This is a genomic window from Scytonema sp. NUACC21 (genome assembly GCF_054684315.1).
The window spans coordinates 332,486-357,635 of record NZ_BAAFZH010000109.1 but is presented as its reverse complement, the minus strand read 5'-3'; the positions used below and the strand labels follow the sequence as shown (position 1 = coordinate 357,635).

Here is a 25,150-nt window from a genome sequence, read left to right as displayed (position 1 = left end):
TCTTTACTAGCTACCAAAAATTTCGTTAGCGTGCGCGGTGTCAAAGTACTCGCGTACCGCTTGAATTTTACCATCGCGTACTTCAATCAGGACATGGAGCCGATTGTGGTAAATCTTGCCGTTAATAAGTTCGCCGTAAGCTTCTGCTTCCAGCGCCACTCGGTCTCCCTCGGCGATTATGCCTTTAGGGGTTATCCTGACACCTTGTGGTACGATAGAAGCCAAGCCCTTGAACGCCTCACCAAACTCCTGTTTAGTTCTTACACCTGCTAAGGAAATACTACCTACAATTTCCCAAGTTGAAGTGTCCTCCATTGCTGCTAACACCGCATCGGTATTTCTTCTGGAGAAGTTTTCAAAGAAATTCAGTACAAGCTTTTTGTTCTCTTCTATGTTTGTCGCCTTATTTTCTGCTGCAAGCACGCGAGATCTCCTTGTTTAAATTATGACTTTGACTGAACCGTTTTTTGACTTATAGACATTCAAAGGTTTAACTAGCTAAACGCTCTGGAATGGATTTAAGACTGTAATTAGCCCAGAAGTACCTATCGGCAACAGCTTGGTTGTGAATGTAATCTTCAACTTGAGCAATTTTGTTATTGCGAATTTGGTAATGGGTGCAGGTCAGAATATTCATAGAGACGCCTTTAGATTCCCCATACACCCGGTGTACTTCCGTAACCGTGTCTTCATTAATTGCATCAATTTTAATCACCTCAGCCTGTAGACCCGACGTACCTAGTTTCCTAAAAAAGGCGAGCACTTCATCAATACCTTGCATGGTGCCTGAAAGTGGATGGTGCCCAGGTAACTTCCATACAACATCGGCAGTGAAAACCTCATTGCGAAGGGTTTCCAGGTCACCCTTACCCAGGCTTTGATACATCTTCTCAACAATAGCTATATTTGAATGAGCCATTTCAAGTCCCTCATGAAATTACAAAACTTAGTCAGCTAAGCGCTCTGGTATCGGTTTGAAAGAATAAATGGTGGAGAAAAAGTTATCAACTGCTTGTTGATTATTGTTAAAAACTCGAATTTCTGCGATTTTTCCATCACGCAATTGGAACACGAAACAGTTAATGATATCTAAATAAGCTTTACCATTTCCTCCGTGAGCACGGTGTACTTCCACAGCGCCGTCCTCTCCAAATGCGTGGATACTTTGATCGTCCTGCAATAAACCCGATTTTTCGACCATTTTACCAAAGAAGGCAAGCACTTCATCTATACCGTGTTTTACACCAGCAATCGGGTGGTGTCCTGGCATATAGTACGTTAGATCGGGTGTAAAAACCTCATTATGAAGAGCTTGCAAGCTTTGTGCATATGAACTGTCAGACTCAGTTCCATCTCCATAACCAACAAGGGCCTTTAAACAGTCCCACATCTTGTTGACAACGGCTACATTTGGATGTGTCATTTTTAGTTCTTCTTCCCTAATTTAAAAACAACTTACAATTTAGTTAGCTAGGCGAGCGGGTATTGGTTTGAGATTATAGGTTCCCCAGAAAAAGATATCTACTGGGTGTTGGTCACCAATATACACTTGAACATTTGCAATCTTGCCATCACTAATTTGGTAATGGGTACAGTTGATTGCATCTAGAACTTCTCCTTGAGCACTACCATACCCACGATGTAATTCTACAACCGTGTCTTCGTCAATTGCATCGATTGCGATTAGGTCAACTTTTATCCCTGTCTTAGCTAACTGACTAAAGAAGGCAATTACCTCATCGGCTCCTTGCTTAATGCCCGCTAACGGATGGTGCCCTGGTAAGTTCCACACTAGATCGGGAGAGAAAACCTCTTTGCGGAGCGTTTCCATGTCGCCCTTACCAAAGCATTCGTACATCTTGCTGACAACAGCTACATTTGGATGTGTCACCTTTATTTCTCCTTACTTCTGTTGACACGGTTTCAGACACATTTGTTGTTCTTAAAACTTTTAGATACTTGCAGGTTTAGTCTGCTAAGCGCTCTGTTATGGGTTTAAGTCTATAAATAGCGTTGAAAAAGTTGTCGATTGTATGTTGGTCACCGTTGTAACAATCTACTTTGGCAATTTTGCCGTCTCTAATCTGGTAAACATTACAATTGGTGACATCCAAAACGGCTCCCTGAGTTTCCCCATAACCATGATGTACTTCTACAACCATGTCTTCACCCAAAGCACCAATTTTAAGGAGGTCAACTTTTACATTCGATTTTCCAAGTTCACCAAAAAAGCCAAAAAGCTCCTCTATGCCTTTTTTAGTGCCTGCAATTGGGTGGTAACCGGGCATGCGATAGGTAATATCTGGCGCAAAAATATTACGCAGCGTATCCATATCTCCGTTACTAAAACATTCCCACATTTTTTCAACAATAGCTATATTAGCATTTGATGTTTTTTCAACTGTGGCTACATTAGCATTTGACATTTTTAGCTCTCTCCTATTTTTAAATTTGATATTTGAATTTGAGAAATTGAACCTTAACGTTCTCATGAATTTAGCAAACTTTAAAATAACAAGGGAGTCATTAGTTACCTACCCCTAATGCCTCGCTTTTATTGCTAACATGGTTTGCAATTATTTTGTCACTATTGAATCTCCCTTGCCTGCTATGAAAGTTCAGTTTGCCAAACGTGCTGGTATCGGTTTGTATTCAAAAACAGCAGAGAAAAAGTTATCTGCTGAATATTGATCGCTCATATAAACTTGTACATCTGCAATTTTGCCATTACGTATATGATAATGAGTGCAGTTAAGGGCATCTAGAGCAAATCCATTGGCTTCTCCATGTCCACGGTGGACTTCTACAACGGTGTCTTCACCAAAAGCATCGATTTTGATGAGATCGACTTTAATATTTGTTTTAACAAGTTCGCCAAAGAAAGCAAGCACTTCATCAACACCTTTCTTGGTGCCACCTAGTGGATGACGTCCGGGTAGATTCCAAATTAGATTGGGATCGAAAACTTCTTTACGGATGGTTTCTAGGTCTCCTTGATTAAAGCACTCATACATTTTTTCGACGACGGATACATTTTGATTCGACATTTTTAGTTCCTCATTGGCTACGGTTAACTTTTCACAATCCGGTTAAACCTAACAATTTGGTGAACTCTTCAGGACTTTATACTCATTACTGTCTTAGAACCCAGCAATCTTATCTCTTTTAAGGTCACGATCTAAAGTCACTTTTGAAGGAGCATCAGTGAAAGCTTAGAGTTAAATTTTCATGCTAATATGTTCTAGCTTGTGCATAGTAAGGCTTATCACGTGACTTTTCCAGTTTTTTAGTTGACTCAGAGAAAGTCATCAATCAGAGATATTAGATTCTTAGTGGCAGTCATATGAGTTTTTTGAGTATTCATGCATTCATTTTAAAAAACTAAAAACGTAATCATAAGGGTTAATGTTTTGCAACTAGGTTGCATTTTTTGTTGTAGCACAAGTCTTTTGTCACTTATATTGATGCATGGGTAGACGAACTTGAAAGCGTGTATCGCCTGGCTTTGATTGCACGCGCAAATCACCGCGATGGCGTCCGACGATGATGCGCTGGCTTATATCCAGACCCAACCCAGTCCCCTTACCCACTTCTTTTGTTGTAAAAAAAGGCTCAAAGATCCGATTTAGGATCTCCGAAGGAATCCCTGGTCCGTCGTCGGCAATCTCGACCAACACGCGCTCGGGCTCTTGCAATGTTCGTATCCAAATGTGTCCGGTTCCATCCAGTGCATCAATGGCATTGTCAATCAGATTTGTCCATACTTGATTGAGTTGGCTACCATATGCAGTAATGCACCCTAGGTTTGGATCGTAGTCACGCAACACAATAATGTTGCCTTGTCTCAATTTATGATTCAGGATAACTAGCGTGTTCTCCAACCCCTTATGTACGTCAATTTCCTGCAAGGGAGCCCGATCCATATAGGAGTACTCTTTAACAGATCCGACCAGAGAAGAGATGCGAGTGGTACTTCGTTCCATTTCCTCCAATAGTTCTGCAATTAAAACTTCCACCTCGATCCAGTCCAAGACTTTGCCAAGCAAAGCGGTCGATAAGTGTTCTGCGATCGCATTGAGTTCTTGGGCGTCAAATCCCGCCCTTACCAAAACTGGAGTATACTTCCACCCCTCAGTGATACCGTGTGCCTCTAACCAGTTAAGAATGCTGTCTTCGCGATCGCTTTCCGTGAGAGGATCGAGTAAAGGCGGTGTAAGTGCACGCTGAATAGTGTGACGCTCAAACTGGGTAAAAAACTTTAATTGTTCCGGAGAAGGACATTCTTGAAAAAGCTTGAGGGTAACAATTTGCATGGTTCCAAATTTCTCTCGCAACAATGCGGTTGCCCGGAGTGCTGCAGCTGCTGGATTATTTAATTCATGTGCCAAGCCAGCGGCCATAGTACCCAAGGAAATAAGTTTGCCATGCTGTTGTACTACTGCCTCCAAGCTTTGGAAGCGCTGTGTCATCACGGTGAGAAGGTCGGGCAGAATTGAAGGGCAGATAGAGAGCATACGCCAAAAAGTGTGAATTTCCAACTTGTACATCCGAACTGCACTCAAAGCACGTCCACTGACGGGATAAGATATGTTCAGAAGAAGAGGTTCATGCCCAAAAACCATCCCAGGTTGATGAGTCAGTACATAAACATCCTGCTGGTTAACTTTTGTTGTCCATTCAATTTGACCTTCAAGCAAAATGTAAAAAGCAATAGAAGGCTCTCCTTGCTTTACTATTTGATTACCTGGTTGCAGCCAAACCTCTGTACCGTGTAAGATAGACTCGAACTGATCGTCTGAAAGTTGTGCAAAAAGTGGCAGCTTGTGGAGTTCTTCTTTGATGTGGATCATGTTCTTTTCCAGGCTCCCACCTTGAGGGTCACCCATGCTAGAGGTGAGACGTTAACTTGGTTAAAAAGCTTATATTTCCTGAGTTCGCGGACGGATCAAAATTTCGCTGACATCCACGTACTTTGGTTGACTAAGAGCATAGAAAATTGCATTGGCAATGTCTTCTGACTGAAGATTTTCGCTATCCTGTCCATAAAATCCTCCTTTGCTGGTCATTGCTTGGTGTACCGGAGCGTATTTGATGGAGTTCACAAGTTCCGTGTCCACCCCTCCTGGTTGGATATCGGTTACTCGCACTCCATAATAAATGGCTTCTTTGCGCAAAGTATCTGAGATAGCACGTACAGCAAATTTACTGCCACTGTAGACAGCCCCAGTTGGAAAAGTATTACGACCTCCAACTGAACTTAAATTGACGATGTGGCCGCTTTGACGCTTTGCCATGCCGGGTAAGACGGCATTAATGGCGTAGAGAACGCCTTTGATATTGATGTCTATAATGCTATCCCACTCATCTACTCGACCTTCTAACAAAGGGGAAAGCGGCATTACACCAGCATTATTGATGAGAAGATCGACACCACCCAACGCATCAAGTTCCTGTCCTACCGCTGTCATAGCCTGTTTATCTGCTACATCCACCACTTTGACTAGGACCTTACCGCCAGTCGCAGTGATTTCTTCCGCAAGGTTGTTCAAACGTTCTTTACGTCGGGCAGAAAGCACAACTTCAGCCCCTGCACTTGCCAGCATTTTCGCCGTGGCAGCACCAATACCACTGCTTGCACCAGTGACCCATGCTCTTTGACCTGAAAATTCCATAAGTATTGCTCGCGTTTGATAAAGATTGACTTTGAGGAAAAATATTGAAAATATAGGGTCCTCTCAGGTGTTCCAGAGAATGTCTTGAATTTTTGCTGCCTGAGGAGACCATTTTGCTCAATCTGCCTTTAAAGGTGGTGGACTATCTTCATCCACGTATCCCTGGCTTATCTCAACGATGTTACCATCTGGATCGGCTATCCAGGCTGTACGCCACCCTGGGATGTAATCATCAAAGTTAAGGGGTCCTAGGGTAATTTTCGCATCATCACCAATTTCTGCAAGCTTAGCGTCTACATTATCAACTTTGAAAGCAAGGTGACGCACTGAGGGGTATTGGGGTCCATCGTTAATAGGAGGGCTTACAGGAAGTTCTTCCTTTGCCTTAAAAAGCTCAAAGTAGAATGCACTATCACCCATCTTGATGAAGACAATCTGCTCGCCGTCTGGAAGCTTTGCAACCCTAGCCCGTTTAAAACTGAAGTGTTTAGTGTAGAATTTTTCAGTGGCAATTGGATCTTTGCAAGTGAGTGCCACTTGAGAAAAAATTTGTAAAGTCATACTTCACTTTCTCCATTATTAACCCATAACTAAAGTTATGGGAGCAAATTGTGCTCTTTTTTGATTAAATCAGAGACTTTCTCGCCAATCATGACAATACCTGTGTGGCAGTTTCCTGAAGGTACGGCAGGCATGATGCTGGCGTCAGCCACCCTGAGTCCTTCAACGCCATAAACACGCAATCGAGGGTCTACAACTGCCATATTATCTAAACCCATCTTGCACGACCCAGCTTGGTGATGATAAGAGTCGGCATTTTGTCTAACAAATGCACGCAGTTGCTCGTCATTCTGCACGTCTGGTCCTGGCATTAATTCTTGCTTCACCCAACTTGAAAAAGCCTTTGTTGCAAATATGTCACGAGCAAGCTTAATAGCTTGAATTAACCTCTCGACATCTGCTTCGGCACTTAGATAGTTGGGGTTCACAAGCGGTTTTTCTAGCGGATTCTTACTAGCTAGTTTAATCCAGCCACGCGACATCGGGCGGACAATACCAGGTAAAATGCTGACGGAGTTCGGGTGTTTCTGACCAACAATGATGTCAAATGGCACGTGTACAAAAGCCATTTGCAAATCTGGTCCAACCCAATTTGGATCTGATTTACAGAACAGGGCGCATTCCGACAGGTTTAAGTGAGGAGATGGAACTGGCTGCGATACTTCATTGATGACTCCTACCAGAACGTGATTGTGGAAGTTCTCGCCCACACCAGGTAAATCAGCTTTTACAGGAATATCGAACTCCTTCAGGTGAGTAGGATTGCCAATACCAGAAAGTAACAGTAACTTAGGAGACTCAATTGCACCTGCACAAACTATCACTTCGTAGTTAGCATTAGCGGTCTTAATCTCACCGTCCTGGCTATACTCTACTCCCACACAACGTTTGCCATCAAACAACAGCCGAGTAGCTTGAGATTTAGTACTGAGCGTGAGGTTGGATCGAACTAACGCTGGGTTGAGGTAGGCCAATGCCATACTCTGACGCTTGCCGTCCTTAATATTGACATGATGCCAGCCAACTCCTTCCATTTGAGGGCTGTTAAAATCCCGAGTCAAGGGATAACCGAGTTCCAAGCAAGCATCGAGAAATGCTTTAGAAGTCGGGTTTGGGTTGTGCAATTTGGCATTGGCAACGTGAAGCGGACCGCCTTTGCCAGCCCACTCACTAGTGTCATCTTCCTGGTCCTCTAGTTTTTGGAAGTAGGGTAAAACCTCTTTGTAACTCCAGCCAGGACAACCATTGTAGGCCCAATTATCATAATCCGATGGACACCCCCGGATGTGCATCATAATGTATAAATTGCTGCTTCCACCTGGTAATTTGCCACGTGGTTCACGGGTTACCCGGTTTTCGAGTCCCGATTGTGGTACACTAGTGTAAGCCCAATCAATTTCTGAACCAAGCAAGGTGTACCACAATGAAGGATTCTCGACATTGGGCGGAACCTTAGAGTCACCAGCTTCTAAAACAAGTACCTTTACTGTTGGGTTCTCGCTAAGCCGATTGGCAACGACTGTTCCTGCTGAACCCGCTCCGACAATAATAAAATCGTATTCATTCACAGCAAGCCCTACCCCTCTTAGTTAAGAATCATCATTCAGTGCTAAGTTCAACTCAACTTCTGATTCATAAACGGGTCAAAAGGTCTTGTGTCATGGAAATTGGACATATAAGTGATTTTTCCGTTTTCCACTTGGAAAAAATTAGCGCCTTTGGCATCAATTGGCACACCATTGGCATTTGCAGCCTCACAGTGCCAAATAACACAGGCTTTGTTACCCTCAATTACGGTTTGCTGGGGATGCATGAGGAACTTGGAGTAGCCCTTTTCAAGTCCTCCTATTGCATTCCTCAAGGTTTTAAGACCTTCAAGATGGCCTGCTAACTGTTCATCCATAATGATGTTTTCATCAAATAAGGTTAGCCAATTATTCCAGTCACCAGCATTGACATAGTTGTAGTAGTTGCCGATTACTTCGTTAGTATTCATAAGAGCCTCTTGGGGGGTGTGTAGAAAACCGTTTTTTCAATAGGAGTGGCTGTATTGATCGAGTAAGGAGAAGTTTACCCGACCAGTTAACTCTCGACGCTATGTGCTGTGTCAAATTTTCTTTGTCTTGGTCAAGCTCAAAGCTTAGCAGATCCCTCTGCATAATCCAGTGAGTCAACAATGTAAGTTTTTATCACTGGGTTCTCGGTCTTGGGCGAGCGCTCCATAACCCAGGTTTGATAAGCATCTAAAATAATCCGTTCACTTTTTGCTGCTGGTGCCTTCCAAACACTAGCTTCCCATTTGACGACAACCTTAACATTCGCCTTATCTCCTGAAGGGGTAACGGTAACTTCTTTTAGGGTGTGTACTTCATCAAAGAAAATACCGATAACGCGCTCGTACCAACCTTTGAATCCATCAAAGCCATACACCGTAACTTCAGGGAAGCGCATTTCTAAATCTTTCTCAGCAAGCAAGGAAATATATTCCTCAAGCGGAGCGTGAACGTCTAATTTCTGATACCAATTTGCCGCAAACTGCTTTATTTCCTGCTCAGTTAAAGGTGCTAAATTAGTTACTGTCATTGTTTTTCTCCGTTTTAATGAAAAATTTACTTGGCTACTGACCACATTTAACGCCAATCTTTGTACCTACAATCTCGTCTGTAAGCACCAAATCAATCAGGAAAGGCCCATCATGGTCCAACGCTTTTTGGATTGCAGAAGCAATTTGGTCTGGCTTCTCGACCCGGATAGCTTGAACCCCCATGCCACGAGCTAATTCAACGAAATGGATATCTGGATCGCATAAGCTAAAAGAAGATGGATAGTTGTGCTCTGGTATTTGATGCTCGCGCCAATAATGCAGAATGTTGAGCTTCAATATCTTATAGCTGCGATTGTTGCAGATGACGAACTTGGCATTAATATTATGGTGTGCTGCGGTCCAGAGCGCCTGGATAGTATACATACTGCCGCCATCGCCCGTGAACCCAATTACCGTTCTATCTGGATGGGCTAACTTGATACCAATTGCCCCAGGAATGCCGACGCCTAAAGAGCCACCTCGTGTCTGGAAATACTGTCCTATGGTTGTCGGTTGTATGTAACGACATAGTTCTGGAGAATTGGTAAGTGCTTCATCGAAAACGATCGCATCTGGTGGCAATTGTGCAGCTAACTCCTCTGCAAAACGTGTCATATGCAAAGGCACTAAGTCGCGAACTGACTTGTCAGCCTCAAACTGAGCAGCTAATTCCTGCTTCTTGGTCTCTGCTATTAGGGCAGCCCGCTCGTTTGCCGCCTCTTTCTTGCCAACCGTCATAGTTGATTCGAGCGCACTAGCCAGCTTGGCAAGCGTGGTTTTCGGATCGCCCAGCAGCCCGATATCTACTGGAAAGTTTTTTGCTATTTCATAAGTATCCAAATCAATGTGAATAACTTTTGCGCTCTTAGCAAAAACGCCAGACAGAGCAGGGAATACTTCGGGGAAAACGTAAGTTCCAACAATCAATATCGCATCCGCCTGCGAGGTGATGCGGCGACTGTCATCCCCAAACATATGACCCAACAGTCCTCTAAATAGAGGATGCGTGGCGCTCATGTTTGGTTCAGATGAATCTGCTCCCCATACTTGGGCTCCAATGAGTTCGGCTACGCGGGTCAATTCAACCTGTGCATCAGAAAAAGCTACACCGTCGCCCACAATCATCAATGGCTCCGATGCATCGGCTAGTATACCTGCCGCCTTTGCCAGTAGGTCGGGCTCAGGGGCAACCCGTGTGACTGGAAAGGAAGACGGAACCACTTGTTCGTCATTAGGAGCATCCAGAACATCCATTGGCAGGGACACGAACACGGGTCCCATAGGGGGTGTTGCAGCTATTTTAATGGCCCGACGCAGCACGCGCAATAGAGAAGAGGGATGGACGACCCGAGTTGCCCATTTTGTGACAGGCTTAGCCATACTTACAAGATCGGCAGCCATTTGGGCATCCATAGCATCGTATTGGATACCAGCCTCACCAGCCAGTACTACCAGGGGCGCATGACCGCGCATTGCCTGGTACATCGTCCCAATAGCGTTTCCCGTACCAACTCCGCTGTGGAGTTGCACAACTGCTGGCTTCTTAGTGACGCGGGCGTAACCGTCGGCAGCCGCCACTGCTATTGTCTCTTGCAATGCAAAGATATATTCAAATTTCGGGTAATAGTCGCTCAACGCGTCCAGGAACCCCTCTTCAACTGTACCGGGGTTGCCAAACATATAGCGTATACCATCTGCAAGAAGTTGTTCGATGATGGCAAAGCGACCATTTCTGTTTACCATAACTTCCGCTTCCTTAGGCATAATCTGTTTTCTGGCGGTACTCACAAAGTTGTTCAAAGTTCGATGGGTTAAATCCAAATTCTTTGGCAGTCATAATTCTTGCTGACCTATTAAAGGCTGACCTAGAAGAATTTACCACCCGTAGCGCGTAAGTCCTTTTTCCAAAACTTCTACCAACTTCTGACCAGTCATATAAGAGTCTGGGGTAGAGCGACCCGTGATAAACGGATAATCAACAATTACAGAGATCGCTTTACCAACATTGCCATGATATTGCCCGTCTGGACCCGTAGCATCACGGAGGATATACTCCAAGGGATATGGAGGTGGACCCATGTTAAGGTCAGTTCCTACAAATCCAGTTCCATCCAGATAGTCGTATTCCTTACAGTGACCTGTAACATGTTTACCCCAGATAATGCTCTTGCGGTCTCCAAGATCGCGAGCAAAGGCAAGACAAGTAACACCATAACATTCTGCTGCAATCGGCTTCCCCATCCTGTAAAAGCTAAGGATGAGATCGTGAACCCTATGGTTATTTGCTAAATCGATGATCGGACCACTGCCGCCGACTATCAGCATGGCATCGTATTGTTCCAAATCCTGTTGCACTTCATCAAGCGCTTTGTAATAAGCTTCCATTTCCCGAAGAAGTTTTGGAGAACTCCAGTAAGGTCGATCTGGTAACCATTTTGACAATACAATCGGGTTGTCAAGTCGAGGGTTTGTAGGATCGTCCAGCCTCTTGACCTTCTCTGCCATCTCCTGTGACACGACTGTCTTTCCCAAAGGTGGGTCGATGAAATAAGGATCCATGCTAGGAGGAAGTGCTACAGGTCTTTTTCCCGTCGGCGTTGCAAAGTCAACATGGTAGCCCTCATTATCAAAGCTGTCTAGAGGGCCTACCAGTTCTTCACCCCAATAACCCCACTCTGATAAAATTGTGAGAATCTTTTTCATGCAATTACCTCATGAATTTATTTTAAGTTAATTAGCTCGCACTTTTTACTCTTGATAGAGGAGTGACAGACCTTTTGAGTGAGAAGCGATTTGTTGCAGAAGAAACTTTTTGGATTTGTTCGGTGATGGTGTCGATGAATGAGTTAACTTCGTGTCTTGAGCGACCGGTAACAAGGTCACCGTCTACTACAACACCTGAAGGTGATGGTACGTAAGTGGCACCAGCATTGATGATATCTGCAAGGACTACCTCATGGCAGATAACCCGTCGCCCTTTAAGCAGATCTGGCATAGGTGTCATTAGCCACAGTCCGTGGCAGAGCGCACCTTTAATTATCCTGGGATTCGCCATCGCCTTGGCATAAAACTGAACCGCAGGTGAACTGGCAACTTGTTCGGGACTAATTGGAACACCTGGTGGCGGCTCGAAGTAACGCAAGCGAACGCTAGTGTAGTTAGCGGCCATAATTACAGCCGCGTAGTCGTTAACGTCCACATCTTGAAAATCGATATGCACTTCTAGGGTTTGAGGCGTCTTGCCCGTATCTTCATCGCTGAAGAAGCGAACACTCGGTTTGCCCCAAAGTCTAGACATAAAATGCACAGTTGCCCTGAGCTCTGCAAAGCGCTGCTGATAGCACTCAATTTCCTCAGGAATAAACTCACTTTCGACGAGAATAGCAATTTTTTTCCCTCCCAGCGATCTAGGTATCATACTGTTTAAATTTCCTTGGATTTACTAGATTCTTAACTGGAAATGCCAGGGACTTTTCTTAAGTCTTTGTTAATCAGTTTAGAAACTACGAAAAATATCCGCAAGGGGTAATATTTCGGAATGTGTTGGTATTGTTTCGTTTCTACTTATTTACTTAGTAACAAACTAGTTTAATCTAATGATAGATTGCGATTGTTGGAACAGTCAAAGTCCAGTTTAAGAGGCTTCCAAATTCCTCATATAGCAATCCTATTTAATTTATGAAACTGGAGTATACACTACATATCAGCAAGCACATGTCACTTGGCTTAAATGTTTACTCAGTATCGGGTTCTGGCAAAGCAAGAGTTCAATGCTAGAAAAACTTTTGCAAAACCGAAACAATGTAAACTTTGCCCGAAATACGACCCCTGGAATATAATTAGCCTGGTGGATAAAAATTATCACTAAGCAACCCTACTTTACCCACTACTTTGGCTCTTTTTTTAGCCAACAGAAAGCTTAATGGTTTTTACCAAGCTACGTCGAGAAACTGGGACAGGAAGGATATCAAGAAATTTGTATTCTCATTCAGCACTACTAGCAAGAAAATTAACTCTTTTTGAAGAAGAATAGAAATATAGTGCTTCACTCAAAAGCACTAATATTATTCTTTTTGAAATTCAATAAATTTTATGATAATATTTATCTAATGCAAGCGATTAATTATTTTTTATAAAACTTTTAATTTTCTATTTTACTCTTGACCAATATGATTTGTAATAAGGCACTATACTCAGTCATAATTTCTATAAAGACGCGAAATTTCGCGTCTCTGTACGCCTGAAACACTCACTCAGAAAACTTAACCGAACACTATTATGTTAAATCCAAAATTTTAGAGATTGCGCTCGTTAAAGAATTTAGCGCTAATAGCAAACTTTTATAAGCAAAAAAGAAAGCATATTTTATGCTAAAACTTAGTCCGTTTGGCTGAAGCTCCTTCCCATTCTTTGAGGCAATCGTTAACCCTCAAGCAAGAGAAGTATTTTAGTCGCGCAATACAATAGATTTAAAGAATAGTGGGAGTAGACTACTTTTGCAACAAAGCCTAATACCGTCCAGATCTCGTCCGGACTATTCGATGTAAGTTTTGTCGATATAACACCAGCCCCAATCCTCACCCGGCTCGAAGGACTTTATAATTGGATGGCCAGTGGCGTGAAAGTGTTTGGTGGCATGCTTATTCTTTGAGGAATCGCAACACCCGACGTTGCCACAGGTTTGGCAGATTCGCAGATGCACCCAGCTATCCCCAAGTGCTAGACATTCTTTACAACCATCCGCGCTAGGTGTAACCTTCTGGATTAGATTAAGGTGTGTACAAATTAGATTCATAAAATCTTCCTTTTGACAGATCTCTTGGATATATTAATAGGTAACCGCACCTGAAAGCACGTTTCTCCAGATTTGGAAAAGACGCGAATGTCTCCCTTTTGCCTCCCAACGACAATACGGCGGACAATGTCCAATCCTAACCCGGTTCCTTTGCCCACGTCTTTAGTAGTAAAAAACGGCTCGAAGATACGAGATTGGATCTCTGGCGCAATACCCGATCCATTGTCGGCAATTTCTACTAAAATCCGGTTGTCTAACTGTGACGTGCGTATCCAAATTTGACCCTGTCCATCTATTGCATCAATGGCGTTGTCAATCAAATTAGTCCATACTTGATTAAGTTCGCTGCCATAGGCGTAGATGCGGGGCAAGCTGCGATCGTACTCACGTGTTACGATTACCCCTTGCTTGAGCTTATAACTCAGGATTGTCAGTGTAGTTTCGAGCCCTTCGTGCACATCCACGTTTTGCAAGGGGGTCTGATCCATATAGGAGTATTTTTTAATCGCTTCGACTAATTGGGAGATACGCATACTTCCTTGGTCGAGCTCGGATAACAATCCTACCCCTATCAGTGCCGTTGTCAACCAGGTCAGTACATCGCCGAGTAAGTCAGTAGGGACGCAATTTACAACGGTGTCTAGCCAATCAGTTCCCAGTCCTGCTCCCACGAGAGTTGGAGCAAGTTTCCATTCATCAGCTACACCGTGCGCTTTTAACCAGCTTGCAATCTCGTCTTCCCGGTCGCTCTGCGTCAGTGGATCGAGTTGAGAAGGTTTTTTAACCTGCTCTGTTGTATCTTGCAACAAGTCAAAAAGAAGCGTTAATTGTGCATTTCTCATCTGCTGGCAATTCAGCTTTAGTGTCAGAGAAAGTAAACTTTGAAATATCTCCTCCAAGTGCCTCGCACCTCGTCTGACTGCAGCGGCGGGGTTATTCAACTCGTGGGCAAGCCCAGCAGATAAGGTGTTAAGTGCAATCAACTTTCCGTGCTGTTGTGTCACTGCTTCCAAATTCTGCAGTCGTTGCGCGATCGTTCGCAGCGACTCGCGTGCGATCGAGGAACAGGTCGCAAGCATTTGCCAGAAAACAGATTCTTCCAATTTAAGCAGGTGACTGTCGCGGACGGCGCGTCCTGTAACAGGAATTGGCATATCTAACAAGATCGGCTCGTGACCAAAGAAAGTCCCAGTTTCGTAGGTTATGATGTGTACTTCTTGGTTGCCGATCATCTTCGTAAACTCAACCTCGCCTTGAAGTAGCACGTAGAAAGCCCCAGGAGGATCTCCTTCTGTCAGAAGTCGCTCTCCTAAATTGAGCCATAATTCGGTTCCGTGTTCGACGAATCTGAACTGCTCATCGGTTAAGTTAGAGAAAAGGGGCACTCGGCGTAAAGCGTCGATGTCGATCATGCTCTCACCTTGTTGAAGATACTGATGCAATACTATTCAGATAAGACTGGCTCCCTGATTCTCCTCCAATACAAAAGAGAAATGGTATTAGCGGGACAAATTGATAGGCAGACGAACCAGAAAGTGGGTGTCCCCTGGCTGGGAAAAAAAGCTGATGTCGCCGTGGTGCATCCCGACGACAATGCGGTAGCTGATGTCTAGACCTAACCCTGTGCCTACTCCTACACCCTTGGTTGTGAAAAACGCCTCGAAGATGCGGGGCTGGATATCTAACGGAATACCTGGTCCATTGTCGATGATTTCCACCAGCACGCAGTTATTTTCTTGTAAAGTGCGTATCCAAATCTGACCCTGTCCACCCATTGCATCAATGGCATTGTCGATCAAGTTAGTCCACACTTGCTTAAGTTCGCTCTCATACGCTTTGATATATGGAAGGCTCTTTTGATAATCGCGCGTCACAACCACCCCTCGCTTGAGCTTATGATTCAAGATCGTTAGCGTGCTTTCAAGCCCCTCATGCACATCCACTTCCTGTAGCGAGGTTTGATCCATATACGAGTAGCTCTTGATCGCTTTCACCAGATCGGAAATACGCTTCGTGCTTTGTTCAATCTCAGATAACAGCCCAACACCTGTCAGTGTCGTCTTTAACCAGATTAGTACGTCGTTTATTGAGTCGGCATTTAAACAATCCACAAACGTGTCTAACCACTCTGTGTCCAAACCTGCTTCTACAAAAGTTGCAGCTAAACTCCAGCCATCAGCCACGTTGTGTGCATCAAGCCAAGCTATGATTTTGTCTTCTTGGTCGCTCTGTACCAGTGGATCGAGCTGTAACGGTGTCGTTAATTTCTCTGTCAGATTGCGCTGCAAGTCGGCAATAAACGCCACTTGCGCTTTCGTCATTTGCTGCTGATTGACTTTCAGTGATAATAACTTTTGAACAATTTCGTGTAATTGGCTCGCTGCCCTTTGGGCCGCAGCAGCGGGGTTATTCATCTCATGGGCGAGTCCAGCGGCTAAAGTACCAAGCGCAATCAGCTTTTCGTGTTGTCGTGACATCGACTCCAAGGTTTGCACCCTTTGTGTAGTCACGATTAGAAGCTCACATATAATTGCAGGAAAACTTTTAAGCATCTGCCAGAAACCATTTGTATCCCATTTCAATAAATGGCTTTTGCTTGAAACACGGCAACTAGCAAGGTAAGAAGTATTTAGTAATATCAGTTCATGGCCAAAAAATGTTCCGGGTTTAAAGGTCATTACATATTTATCTACATTGCCGACCTTTTTTGTAATTTGAAGCTCGCCTTCTACCAGCACATAGAAATTGTTAGCCGGAGATCCCTCAACATATATGTACTCACCTGGTTCCAGCCATACCTTGCTCCCCTGTTTGGACAACAAGTGCAATTGCTCCTCTGTTAATTGTGTGAAGATCGGCACCTGGCGTAAAACGTCTATGTTGTTGAGCATGATCATACTTTGCTAAGGTATTGATGGATAAATTGAACCGCGATCGCACCCTCGCCCACCGCAGATGCGACTCGCTTTACCGACCCAGAACGCACATCTCCAGTAACAAAGATGCCGGGTACACTTGTTTCAAGTAAAAAGGGATCGCGATCGAGAGTCCATCCTTTTAGGCGACGGCGATTCTCGATTAGAGACCCCTCTCCTTGTTGAGAGGCTTCGCCAACACGAACGCGCATCAGGTCAGGTCCAGACAAGATAAACCCTTGTTTATCTCGCTCCACAAGACCATCCAACCAATCGGTACGCGGCAACGCACCAATAAAGATGAACAGCGAAGTTGCAGGAACAGTTTGCGTCTCGCTAGTGATAGTATTAGCGATCGATATCGCCTCCAAGCTAGTTTCACCTTTGACCTCAACGATGCTGGAATGTAGTTGTACTGTAATGTTGTCTGTCGCCGAAATCTGTTCGATCAGGTATTGTGACATACTTTGAGCAAGGGAATGACCGCGTACCAGCATGGTTACCTGACGGGCGTGCTTAGAAAAGTACATTGCGGCTTGTCCAGCGGAGTTTGCCCCACCAACAATAAAGACTTCTTCACCGCTACAGGCAATCGCTTCGCTCTGTGCTGCACCGTAGTACACGCCAGCACCAGTCAATTTCTCAATACCGGGCACGTCTAGTTTGCGCCATGCCACGCCAGACGCAATCATAAGTGCGTGGCAGCCGATCTCACTTCCATTTGCTAGAGTGACTATCCGATAAGCATCTTCCACGCGTACACCAATTGCCTCCTGAGGTGTAAGGATCTCCACGCCGAACCGCCTAGCCTGAGTTACGGCACGTCTAGCTAGATCCCCTCCACTAAGTCCAATTGGAAAGCCTAAATAGTTTTCAATGCGGGAGCTCGAGCCCGCCTGCCCACCAGGAGCTTCTCGTTCAATCATGACTGTACTTAACCCTTCAGATGCCCCATAGACCGCCGCAGCTAAACCAGATGGACCAGCACCTACAATAATCAGGTCGTAAAACGGTCGTTCAGCCTGCGTCCTCAGCCCAATTTTCTGGGCGATCTCGACATTTGTCGGTTCTATAAGTTGCGTGCCATCGGGGAAGAGCACGAGCGGCAGGTGTGGGGCATTCGAGCTAGCACAGGTGACCAAGCAACGTGCTTCTTCATTTGTCTCAATGTCCAACCACTGATAGGGCACCTGATTGCGAGCTAAGAAGTCTTTGGTTTGGTGCGATTTAGGTGACCACCGATGACCGATAACGCGAATCCCCGCAAATGGAGCATGGAAAGATGCTTTCCAGTCATCAAGCAAATCGTTTAGCACAGGATACAGGCGTTCTTCAGGGGGGTCCCATGGTTTCAACAGGTAGTAGTCAATCTTCACAGTGTTAATGGCACGGATAGCAGCATCTGTGTCTGCATAGGCCGTCAGCAACGCCCGTTTAGCCTCGGGAAAGAATTGCATTGCATGTTCGAGGAACTCTACTCCGGTCATGTGCGGCATACGCTGATCCACGAGCAACAGCGCTACTGGCTGATTGCGTAGTTTCAGCTTTTGCAGCACCTCCAGGGCTGTTGTACCCGAGTCTGCTCGCATTACCCGGAAGTCCTTGGCGTACTCCATTCGAAGATCGCGCTCCACTGACCGCAGAACTTCAGGGTCATCGTCTACCGTCAGCAGTATAGGCTTTGCTAGTACAGGGTTAGCCACACACAGTTGCTCCTTAAAACCTAATAAGTATACGACCACAGGTACAATCTTGTTACCGGTATCGCTGTTTTGTTAACTTCTTAAATACGCTCTCTGTTTTGGGTATCACACAAGGCAGGGAAAAACTTTAAAAAGTTTTGACAACGGAATTCTACACGCTCGCCATCTCGACAGCGTCATAACGATCCAACACGGTGATGCCTTCGCAGAATGCACTCATCTTGAGGAAATGCAACACATGCTCACTCGCGCCAACTACATAGATGTCAATATCAGCGCCTAACTTTTGCTTAGTGAAAATTAGGGCACGCAAACCCGCACTAGATATACATTTCAGGTTTTGTAGCAGCAATACGAGACGTTTGATTGGCCGAGACATTGCTTTGTCCAACTCTTCCTGAAGCAATCGCACAGCATTAGCATCTAGTAACCCGCTCAAAGATATTTGAGCAGTGCTTTCAGTTAATTCTAGCAGTGTTGCGTTGAAAGATACTTGAGTGGGGAGAATTCTCACTCGAACTTTGAGTTCGTCTTGGGTGACAGGCAGATTGACAGTTAGACTTTCAGCATCAAAATTGGAATAGAGTTGACCATTAATCCATACTTCACTAATGTACACGCTACCAGGTGGAAGAATATCTGGGGCAACCCGCAGGATATTATCCTTAAATCCTCCTGGTTGAGGTTTGAAGTATAAATCCATCGGCTCTTTAGTAATCAACAGATTTGTATAAACTGTAGCTAAATATGCCAGTTCGAAGGAGTGGTAACCACTCATCGCGTGACTGCCCTTGCCTCGCTCAGTTTTTCCCAGTAGATAAGGAAGCCCATTGGCAAAAACATTGTAATAGATACCCCCCATCTCGGTATCGAGGAACCAAGAGTTATAAAAAGCTGCTGATTCACGACCCAATCGTTGATATACAGGGTTACCTAGTGAGCCAGTAAGGATGAAGTAAGCTAAAATTGCCTGTTCCTGCTGCCACCAAGCCTTCCGGTCATGCCATACAAAGCGATGTATTTTTTGCCCTGGTATTAGTATGCGTTCTACAACATCATACCACCCTCCACGTTGCAAGTCACTACCAACTTCCGGCATGATATCTGCAATCTTTTCGGCTAGAGCTACATACTTCTCTTTTGGCTTCAACTGGTGCATACGCATGAGGTTCCAGGCGATTTTGAGGTTATGACCCACAACGGCTCGGTTCTGCTGCCATCCCCATGTCGTGTCGTGGCTCCAATCCTCATAAAAACGTTCTTGAACAAACGGGCTATGCTCGTAATCTGGGAAACGCTTTTCAATCGTATCAAAAGTGTACTCGAGGAAATTGGCGTACTTTTCCTCACCTGTCGCCAGCCAGAGATTGATCAAATAGGCTGGCGCATGGTCACCTACCGAGTTCCAGTTTTTCTTCGCCCGGTTATGACCCAAATTCTTAGAGTGGGGGCTGAGGGTAATCGGATCGATGTGTGAGAAATACCCTCCGTTGTCCGTTTTATCTAAGAAATAGCGATTAAACAGATTGACGGTCAACTCTATATCATTCATGATACGTGGATCGCCCGTGACTCGGTAGGTTTGGGTAGGACCTGCTAGGGCATAAATCTGTTCATATGCTGGGATAGCATCATAATCATCCCCAAATTCTGAGGCAAATATTTTCTGTTCGCTGTCATCGGGCTGAATGTCAATCGCATGGTACCAATAACAAATTCCTTCGCCCTCATCAAGAAAACGCATATGTTGGCGTAAGTATTCAGTCCCTTTTTCCGCAGCTTCTAGATATCGGTCTTCTCCGGTCATCATGTAGGCTGTGGCAAAACCATAAACCAGGCGCGAAATGGTGTCAGTTTCTTGACGATTAGTTCCTGATTTTGCACCAACCCAGTTTATCTCGGTGCGATATTTGCGATAGTCAATTTCACCGTCCTCAAACTGTGCTTTCAGATAAAAATTCGCAAGACTTCGTATTTGATTAATCCACCAATCTGGTTTTTCAAAAACATACTCAGTTTCTACCCGACCTAGAAAGACGATGTGTTTGGCTTCAAAGTTGTACTGAAGATCCTCAGGATAGAAAATGCCATATACAAAGATATACCGATCTGGTACAAGCATTGTACTCATCTGAACAGTACAATCATAATAAGGCTCTCCCAAATTGCGTACTAATTCAGCAGAGGTCATTTCGGTTAATGCTGCCTCAAAGATCCTCCCATCTGACGTTTTCAGACAAAAGGTACCAAAAGCTCCCTTTTGTGAGTCAAAATCAGTAATATAGCCAGCGATTGAATCTGAAAACGAGAAGCCCATATTATTCATTGATTTTCTCCATAAGTGGAAATTAAATAGCTAAAAACTACTTGGAAATTAAAACGACAATGCTACGGTTTTGAACAATATAGGAATTATCTGAAACTACAGTCTCTTTCCCCAAATCTGCAATATCTCTGGGTGAAGGCTCAGCCGTATCTACAATTCTGTACCATTCTCTACCCTCAACAAAGGGAATTTCAAAATTGAGAGCCTCCCAGTACATATTGAGCATAACGTGTATATCTGCTGCCCCTTCAAAGCCTGCGAGAGTAAATGCTAGGGCTCTGGCATTCGGATCGTCCCAACCTGGGCTGAATAACTTGCAACTATGCCAAGAAATATCTGCTAAACCGCGCTCATTAATTTCTCCAGTGAAGAAATGGCGGCGGCGCAAGGTAGGATTACAACTGCGCTTGCGGAAATCAATCATTAACTTAAAAAACCTGAGTGTATCAGAATTCTTTTCTACAAAATCCCAATTAAACCAACTCATTTCATTGTCTTGGCAGTAGGCGTTGTTGTTGCCCTTTTGAGTGCGTCTGACTTCATCCCCAGCCAAAATCATTGGTACACCTTGAGAAACCAAGAGAATAGTGGCAAAATTTTTAATTTGTCGCCGCCGCAATGCATTTATTTCTGGATTGTCAGTCTCTCCTTCAACCCCACAGTTCCAGCTCAAATTGTCATTGATGCCATCCCTATTATCCTCACCATTGGCTTCGTTATGCTTGTAGTTGTATGAAACTAAATCGTTAAGCGTAAACCCATCATGACAAGTGATGAAGTTGATGCTGTTAATTGGTAAATGCGAGCGTGCCTCGTAGAGGTCGGCACTTCCAGCAATACGCGAAGCAACTGCCGCCACAAGTCCCGGTTCCCCTTTAACAAAACGCCGAATGTCATCTCGGAAACGTCCGTTCCATTCTGCACAACGATAACCAGGAAAGTCACCAATTTGATAGAGCCCACCGGCATCCCAAGCCTCAGCAATCATTTTGGTATCAGCTAAGACTTCCGATGTCTCAATATTCCAGATGACTGGTGGATGGGTCATTGGCGTTCCGTCCTGACCGCGAGCAAGGATGGAGCCTTCATCAAAGCGGAAGCCATCAACGTGCATTTCTTTCACCCAAAATTCCAGACAATCCACAATCAACTTAGTTACCATAGGATGGTTACAGTTAACAGTGTCTCCACACCCGGAGTAGTCCATGTAGTACTGTCTGTCATGCGGCACAAGGTGATAGTAGACGCTATTATCAAAACCTTTGAAGTTGATTGTTGGACCAAGATGATTGCCTTCAGCAGTGTGGTTAAAGACCACATCCAAAATAACCTCGATTCCGACCTTGTGCAATGCTTTGACCATGTCTCGAAACTCCTTAATTGGGCTTCTTTCAGTAGGGGAAGCACAATATGAAGTTTCAGGGGCAAAAAAGCTATGCGGGTTGTATCCCCAGTAGTCTTTGAGTGGTGTACCGTTGACTTCTCGAATAGTATCCTGTTCATCAAAGTCAAATATTGGCAAAAGTTCAACAGCTGTGATGCCCAATTCTTTTAGATAAGGGATTTTCTCAATGATTCCAGAGAAAGTCCCGTCATGTTTGCATCCTGAAGTAGGTGACTTAGTAAATCCGCCAACATGCATCTCATAAATAATGGTCTCACTCATTGGTCGTTTGAGAGGACAATCGCCTTCCCAGTCATAATCTGAGATATCAATGACGACACTACGCATCGAAGTAGTCAAATTGTCTTCCGGTCCCAAAGCATCTATGCGGTTCCAAAGGGCATTACTATTACTTTTAGAGTAAGGATCGATCAATACCTTATTTTTGTTGAATCGGTGTCCCGAACCGTGTAAATCCTGAGGACCGTCAACTCGATAGGCGTAGGCAGCGCCGACTTTCAATCCTCTTACATAAACATGCCATACATAAAAAGTTTTATTTATTTTTGGGTTTAATTGAATAATCTGTATAGGTTCTAAATCGTCATGTTTATTAAACAACAACAATTCGACAGATGTGGCATATTCTGAAAATATTGAAAAATTCACTCCGTTTTTGTCTAACAACGCACCTAAAGGATGCGAGCGTCCAGGTTCTACTTGATAAATAGTTGTAGCTGATTCACCTTGATTAGTAAATATTGTTGCATTCATTTTGTTTTTTTGCTCTTTACAGAATTTGAACTTATCGCTATTTGCCTATATCTATTACTTCGGTCAGGCTTTTCGACTTTAACATCTGGGTTAAATACTGTCGCAATTTCATCGCATTTAATGTTGAGACCACTCGGCAAGGTTATTTTGCTTTGTTCTCAATTGTTTATGTGAAAATAAGGCACCTGTTATGAATTGCTGCTATTCATGCTTTCTACAAGCGCAGTAAGAAAGCTATGAGTGAAACCTAAGTTTGGTGGTTCTAGAAAAAAAAGATTTAGAATTACAATTTTTTTCATATCTATTGGTTCAATCCTTTGTCTAGAATTAATATGGAATCAAAAGCTTATTTTCATTAAGACAAACTCAAGAATTTTTTGTTTTTACAACCATAAATGAATTGATTGCTCAAAAACATCATGTTTTTTATTGACTATTATGATTAACTTTAAGGAACGTAAAGCATGATTGCAAGGGTTGAAATTTTGGAATAAGTTTGTATTTTTTTTGGTCTGCAAAATAATGTAATTACAACTAAAATAACCATCTTTAACAGGTTAAAAAACATATATTTTGTCAATAGGTTAGAGAATTCCAAAAAATAATTTACCTACAGCTTAGAGTATGTGACACTTCAGGATACGGAATCTGGGCTGCATTCTTAACAACCAAACACTCAAAATTTTCTGCTTGACTTTTCTATCTTAACTTGCTAAAACTCTATATGAAGATGGAAGATTACAACAAGTTAGATTCAGAAAGGTAGGAGTTCTCTAGAATATCTACTTGTCAGCTACTATATTTCCTCTGCTTAAGTAGGGGGGACTTGTCACTATTTTAGTGGTACTGTATATCTTTGAAGTATTGATTTTTACAAACTCATAACAAAAAGTTGTATTTAATACACCGAAAATCATAACGTTCTCAGACAAATTAAAACTTGATAAAAAATTTCAGATATGTGTAGAAGTTTCTTTGAAGATTTATGAAGACTCACTTGTCTCGCTCTCTCTTCAGCTTAAAGGTTAACTTTGCTTGCGGACAAGTTTATCTCCGTCCGCATTCATCATATCTCAACTCTTACGCTTACGCATCGAGTTTTCCGTTAGAGATAATCTTTCCTCAAATGTTCCTTCAAAATAAGGTTTTGCAGTATATGATTGACTATTCTTTCCACGATGAAACCACTTTGGCAGAAAGAGCAGAAGAACTGGGAAAAAGGGCAATGGAGTTAGGGTTAATTCCTAGTTTTGTTATCCGTTATTTTTCAGATACCTGGCAATTCTATATCCCTCATGAAAATGAATCCGATCCTCTGACTCCAGAAGAAGCATATCTCCAATTAAAAAAATTAGTTGAACTCTCCGATCTAGAAGCATCGGAGGAAAGCAAAGCAATAAGACACTAAGGAGAAAACAAATGGAAATTGGTATGATTGGTCTTGGACGCATGGGTGGAAATATTGTGCGACGCCTGCTGCGCTACGGGCATGGGTGTGTAGTATTTAACCGGACTCCAGAAAAAATAAAACAATTAGCTGCAGAAGGAGCAAAAGGGACTTACACTCTAGAAGATTTTATTGAAAAACTCAGTAAGCCTCGTGTTGTCTGGCTCATGCTTCCAGCTGGCGATACAACTGAGAAGATGGTGCAAGAACTTTCTTTGAAACTGGAAACAGGAGACATAATCATTGATGGTGGTAACTCCCAATACATAGATGATATTCGGCGATCGCAAGAACTTGCATCTCAAGGCATTCACTATCTTGATATTGGAACTAGCGGTGGTGTATGGGGGCTGGAACGCGGATACTGCATGATGATTGGTGGACCATCTGAAGCAGTTGAGTACCTCGATCCCATCTTCAAGACACTTGCACCAGGACGCGGTGCCAATCCACGCACACCAGGGCGGGAGAAAGTCGGTGGTACAGCTGAAGAGGGCTATTTGCATTGTGGACCTAGCGGTGCTGGGCACTTTGTAAAAATGGTTCACAATGGAATTGAATACGGCATTATGGCAGCCTATGCCGAAGGTTTGAACATTCTTCACCATGCCAACATCGGTAAGCAAAATCGGAGTTCCGATGCAGAGACAGCACCATTGCGAAATCCCGAACACTATCAGTACGACTTGAACCTCACAGACATTACAGAAGTATGGCGTCGCGGTAGTGTCATTGGCTCGTGGTTGCTAGACTTGACTGCGATCGCACTCCTTGAGCAACCAGACCTAGCAAAATTCGCTGGTCGTGTGTCAGACTCTGGCGAAGGGCGCTGGACAATAAACGCGGCTATTGATACCGGAACTCCAGCACCAGTTCTCAGCGCTGCACTCTACCAACGTTTCACCTCACGTGGAGAAGATGAGTTTGCCGACAAAGTGCTCTCTGCCATGCGCTATCAATTTGGCGGACACGTTGAACAACATAGTTGA

The 25,150-nt window shown here is 43.9% G+C and carries 24 protein-coding genes; 3 read left to right on the top strand and 21 right to left on the bottom strand.

What is annotated here, in order from left to right:
- Nucleotides 1-6: 6 nt before the first annotated feature.
- The 15 genes from ACYRY3_RS43720 to ACYRY3_RS43650 form a co-directional block, all read right to left on the bottom strand.
- The gene (locus tag ACYRY3_RS43720; protein ID WP_460208098.1) at nt 7-423 is read right to left on the bottom strand and encodes a nuclear transport factor 2 family protein; all 417 of its coding nucleotides are present in this window, start codon (nt 421-423) and stop codon (nt 7-9) included.
- 67 nt (nt 424-490) lie between these two features.
- Nucleotides 491-919, bottom strand: a complete 429-nt coding sequence (locus ACYRY3_RS43715) for a nuclear transport factor 2 family protein (protein WP_460208097.1) — start codon at nt 917-919, stop codon at nt 491-493.
- 27 nt (nt 920-946) lie between these two features.
- Nucleotides 947-1,423, bottom strand: coding sequence for a nuclear transport factor 2 family protein (locus tag ACYRY3_RS43710; protein ID WP_460208096.1), 477 nt, complete (start codon nt 1,421-1,423; stop codon nt 947-949).
- Nucleotides 1,424-1,462: 39 nt separating this feature from the next.
- A complete protein-coding gene (locus tag ACYRY3_RS43705; protein ID WP_460208095.1) occupies nt 1,463-1,891 on the bottom strand; it encodes a nuclear transport factor 2 family protein in 429 nt (142 codons plus the stop codon).
- A gap of 76 nt (nt 1,892-1,967) precedes the next feature.
- Nucleotides 1,968-2,426, bottom strand: a complete 459-nt coding sequence (locus tag ACYRY3_RS43700; protein WP_460208094.1) for a nuclear transport factor 2 family protein — start codon at nt 2,424-2,426, stop codon at nt 1,968-1,970.
- A gap of 192 nt (nt 2,427-2,618) precedes the next feature.
- Entirely contained in the window at nt 2,619-3,047 is a 429-nt protein-coding gene (locus tag ACYRY3_RS43695; RefSeq protein ID WP_460208093.1) for a nuclear transport factor 2 family protein, read from the bottom strand.
- A gap of 405 nt (nt 3,048-3,452) precedes the next feature.
- Nucleotides 3,453-4,850: an ATP-binding protein gene (locus ACYRY3_RS43690; protein ID WP_460208092.1), complete on the bottom strand. Its 1,398-nt coding sequence runs from the start codon at nt 4,848-4,850 to the stop codon at nt 3,453-3,455.
- Between the two features lie 69 nt (nt 4,851-4,919).
- Nucleotides 4,920-5,672: an SDR family oxidoreductase gene (locus ACYRY3_RS43685; RefSeq protein ID WP_460208091.1), complete on the bottom strand. Its 753-nt coding sequence runs from the start codon at nt 5,670-5,672 to the stop codon at nt 4,920-4,922.
- 117 nt (nt 5,673-5,789) lie between these two features.
- A complete protein-coding gene (locus ACYRY3_RS43680; RefSeq protein ID WP_460208090.1) occupies nt 5,790-6,233 on the bottom strand; it encodes a VOC family protein in 444 nt (147 codons plus the stop codon).
- A gap of 35 nt (nt 6,234-6,268) precedes the next feature.
- Nucleotides 6,269-7,801 carry a GMC family oxidoreductase gene (locus ACYRY3_RS43675; RefSeq protein ID WP_460208089.1) on the bottom strand — a complete coding sequence of 511 codons (1,533 nt, stop codon included), beginning with the start codon at nt 7,799-7,801 and terminating at the stop codon, nt 6,269-6,271.
- Between the two features lie 47 nt (nt 7,802-7,848).
- The gene (locus tag ACYRY3_RS43670; protein ID WP_460208088.1) at nt 7,849-8,229 is read right to left on the bottom strand and encodes a nuclear transport factor 2 family protein; all 381 of its coding nucleotides are present in this window, start codon (nt 8,227-8,229) and stop codon (nt 7,849-7,851) included.
- A gap of 137 nt (nt 8,230-8,366) precedes the next feature.
- Entirely contained in the window at nt 8,367-8,816 is a 450-nt protein-coding gene (locus ACYRY3_RS43665) for a hypothetical protein (RefSeq protein ID WP_460208087.1), read from the bottom strand.
- Between the two features lie 34 nt (nt 8,817-8,850).
- Nucleotides 8,851-10,581: a thiamine pyrophosphate-binding protein gene (locus tag ACYRY3_RS43660; RefSeq protein ID WP_460208086.1), complete on the bottom strand. Its 1,731-nt coding sequence runs from the start codon at nt 10,579-10,581 to the stop codon at nt 8,851-8,853.
- Nucleotides 10,582-10,692: 111 nt separating this feature from the next.
- A complete protein-coding gene (locus tag ACYRY3_RS43655; protein ID WP_460208085.1) occupies nt 10,693-11,520 on the bottom strand; it encodes a type 1 glutamine amidotransferase domain-containing protein in 828 nt (275 codons plus the stop codon).
- A 31-nt stretch (nt 11,521-11,551) separates the two neighbouring features.
- The gene (locus ACYRY3_RS43650; protein WP_460208084.1) at nt 11,552-12,235 is read right to left on the bottom strand and encodes a DJ-1/PfpI family protein; all 684 of its coding nucleotides are present in this window, start codon (nt 12,233-12,235) and stop codon (nt 11,552-11,554) included.
- 433 nt (nt 12,236-12,668) lie between these two features.
- Here ACYRY3_RS43650 and ACYRY3_RS43645 point away from each other — a divergent pair, with 433 nt between their 5' ends.
- A complete protein-coding gene (locus ACYRY3_RS43645; RefSeq protein ID WP_460208311.1) occupies nt 12,669-12,740 on the top strand; it encodes a hypothetical protein in 72 nt (23 codons plus the stop codon).
- A gap of 611 nt (nt 12,741-13,351) precedes the next feature.
- On the opposite strand, the gene ACYRY3_RS43640 is transcribed toward ACYRY3_RS43645, so the two are convergent.
- From ACYRY3_RS43640 to glgX, 6 genes are all read right to left on the bottom strand, one after another.
- Nucleotides 13,352-13,612 carry a ubiquitin carboxyl-terminal hydrolase 14 gene (locus tag ACYRY3_RS43640; RefSeq protein WP_460208083.1) on the bottom strand — a complete coding sequence of 87 codons (261 nt, stop codon included), beginning with the start codon at nt 13,610-13,612 and terminating at the stop codon, nt 13,352-13,354.
- Nucleotides 13,609-15,024, bottom strand: a complete 1,416-nt coding sequence (locus tag ACYRY3_RS43635) for a sensor histidine kinase (RefSeq protein ID WP_460208082.1) — start codon at nt 15,022-15,024, stop codon at nt 13,609-13,611. Before ACYRY3_RS43635 ends, ACYRY3_RS43640 begins: the two co-directional genes overlap by 4 nt.
- An 87-nt stretch (nt 15,025-15,111) precedes the next feature.
- Nucleotides 15,112-16,503, bottom strand: a complete 1,392-nt coding sequence (locus tag ACYRY3_RS43630) for an ATP-binding protein (RefSeq protein ID WP_460208081.1) — start codon at nt 16,501-16,503, stop codon at nt 15,112-15,114.
- Nucleotides 16,504-16,505: 2 nt separating this feature from the next.
- Nucleotides 16,506-18,230, bottom strand: coding sequence for an FAD-dependent oxidoreductase (locus ACYRY3_RS43625; protein WP_460208080.1), 1,725 nt, complete (start codon nt 18,228-18,230; stop codon nt 16,506-16,508).
- 151 nt (nt 18,231-18,381) lie between these two features.
- A complete protein-coding gene (locus tag ACYRY3_RS43620) occupies nt 18,382-20,556 on the bottom strand; it encodes an AGE family epimerase/isomerase (protein ID WP_460208079.1) in 2,175 nt (724 codons plus the stop codon).
- A 37-nt stretch (nt 20,557-20,593) separates the two neighbouring features.
- Nucleotides 20,594-22,714, bottom strand: a complete 2,121-nt coding sequence (gene glgX, locus ACYRY3_RS43615) for a glycogen debranching protein GlgX (RefSeq protein WP_460208078.1) — start codon at nt 22,712-22,714, stop codon at nt 20,594-20,596.
- A 985-nt stretch (nt 22,715-23,699) separates the two neighbouring features.
- Between glgX and ACYRY3_RS43610 the strand changes: the two genes are divergently transcribed.
- Nucleotides 23,700-24,122, top strand: a complete 423-nt coding sequence (locus tag ACYRY3_RS43610) for a hypothetical protein (protein WP_460208077.1) — start codon at nt 23,700-23,702, stop codon at nt 24,120-24,122.
- Nucleotides 24,123-24,133: 11 nt separating this feature from the next.
- The gene (gnd, locus tag ACYRY3_RS43605; protein ID WP_460208076.1) at nt 24,134-25,150 is read left to right on the top strand and encodes a phosphogluconate dehydrogenase (NAD(+)-dependent, decarboxylating); all 1,017 of its coding nucleotides are present in this window, start codon (nt 24,134-24,136) and stop codon (nt 25,148-25,150) included.

Excerpts from the sequence above, each read along its gene's own strand:
- ACYRY3_RS43630 (WP_460208081.1), bottom strand. The coding sequence starts at position 16,503 with ATGCTCAACAACATAGACGTTTTACGCCAGGTGCCGATCTTCACACAA.
- ACYRY3_RS43695 (WP_460208093.1), bottom strand. The coding sequence starts at position 3,047 with ATGTCGAATCAAAATGTATCCGTCGTCGAAAAAATGTATGAGTGCTTT.
- ACYRY3_RS43680 (WP_460208090.1), bottom strand. The coding sequence starts at position 6,233 with ATGACTTTACAAATTTTTTCTCAAGTGGCACTCACTTGCAAAGATCCA.
- ACYRY3_RS43700 (WP_460208094.1), bottom strand. The coding sequence starts at position 2,426 with ATGTCAAATGCTAATGTAGCCACAGTTGAAAAAACATCAAATGCTAAT.
- ACYRY3_RS43715 (WP_460208097.1), bottom strand. The coding sequence starts at position 919 with ATGGCTCATTCAAATATAGCTATTGTTGAGAAGATGTATCAAAGCCTG.
- ACYRY3_RS43640 (WP_460208083.1), bottom strand. The coding sequence starts at position 13,612 with ATGAATCTAATTTGTACACACCTTAATCTAATCCAGAAGGTTACACCT.
- ACYRY3_RS43660 (WP_460208086.1), bottom strand. The coding sequence starts at position 10,581 with ATGCCTAAGGAAGCGGAAGTTATGGTAAACAGAAATGGTCGCTTTGCC.
- ACYRY3_RS43685 (WP_460208091.1), bottom strand. The coding sequence starts at position 5,672 with ATGGAATTTTCAGGTCAAAGAGCATGGGTCACTGGTGCAAGCAGTGGT.
- ACYRY3_RS43635 (WP_460208082.1), bottom strand. The coding sequence starts at position 15,024 with ATGATCGACATCGACGCTTTACGCCGAGTGCCCCTTTTCTCTAACTTA.
- ACYRY3_RS43690 (WP_460208092.1), bottom strand. The coding sequence starts at position 4,850 with ATGATCCACATCAAAGAAGAACTCCACAAGCTGCCACTTTTTGCACAA.
- ACYRY3_RS43650 (WP_460208084.1), bottom strand. The coding sequence starts at position 12,235 with ATGATACCTAGATCGCTGGGAGGGAAAAAAATTGCTATTCTCGTCGAA.
- ACYRY3_RS43665 (WP_460208087.1), bottom strand. The coding sequence starts at position 8,816 with ATGACAGTAACTAATTTAGCACCTTTAACTGAGCAGGAAATAAAGCAG.
- ACYRY3_RS43710 (WP_460208096.1), bottom strand. The coding sequence starts at position 1,423 with ATGACACATCCAAATGTAGCCGTTGTCAACAAGATGTGGGACTGTTTA.
- ACYRY3_RS43620 (WP_460208079.1), bottom strand. The coding sequence starts at position 20,556 with ATGAATAATATGGGCTTCTCGTTTTCAGATTCAATCGCTGGCTATATT.
- glgX (WP_460208078.1), bottom strand. The coding sequence starts at position 22,714 with ATGAATGCAACAATATTTACTAATCAAGGTGAATCAGCTACAACTATT.
- ACYRY3_RS43610 (WP_460208077.1), top strand. The coding sequence starts at position 23,700 with ATGAAGACTCACTTGTCTCGCTCTCTCTTCAGCTTAAAGGTTAACTTT.
- ACYRY3_RS43655 (WP_460208085.1), bottom strand. The coding sequence starts at position 11,520 with ATGAAAAAGATTCTCACAATTTTATCAGAGTGGGGTTATTGGGGTGAA.
- ACYRY3_RS43670 (WP_460208088.1), bottom strand. The coding sequence starts at position 8,229 with ATGAATACTAACGAAGTAATCGGCAACTACTACAACTATGTCAATGCT.
- gnd (WP_460208076.1), top strand. The coding sequence starts at position 24,134 with ATGGAAATTGGTATGATTGGTCTTGGACGCATGGGTGGAAATATTGTG.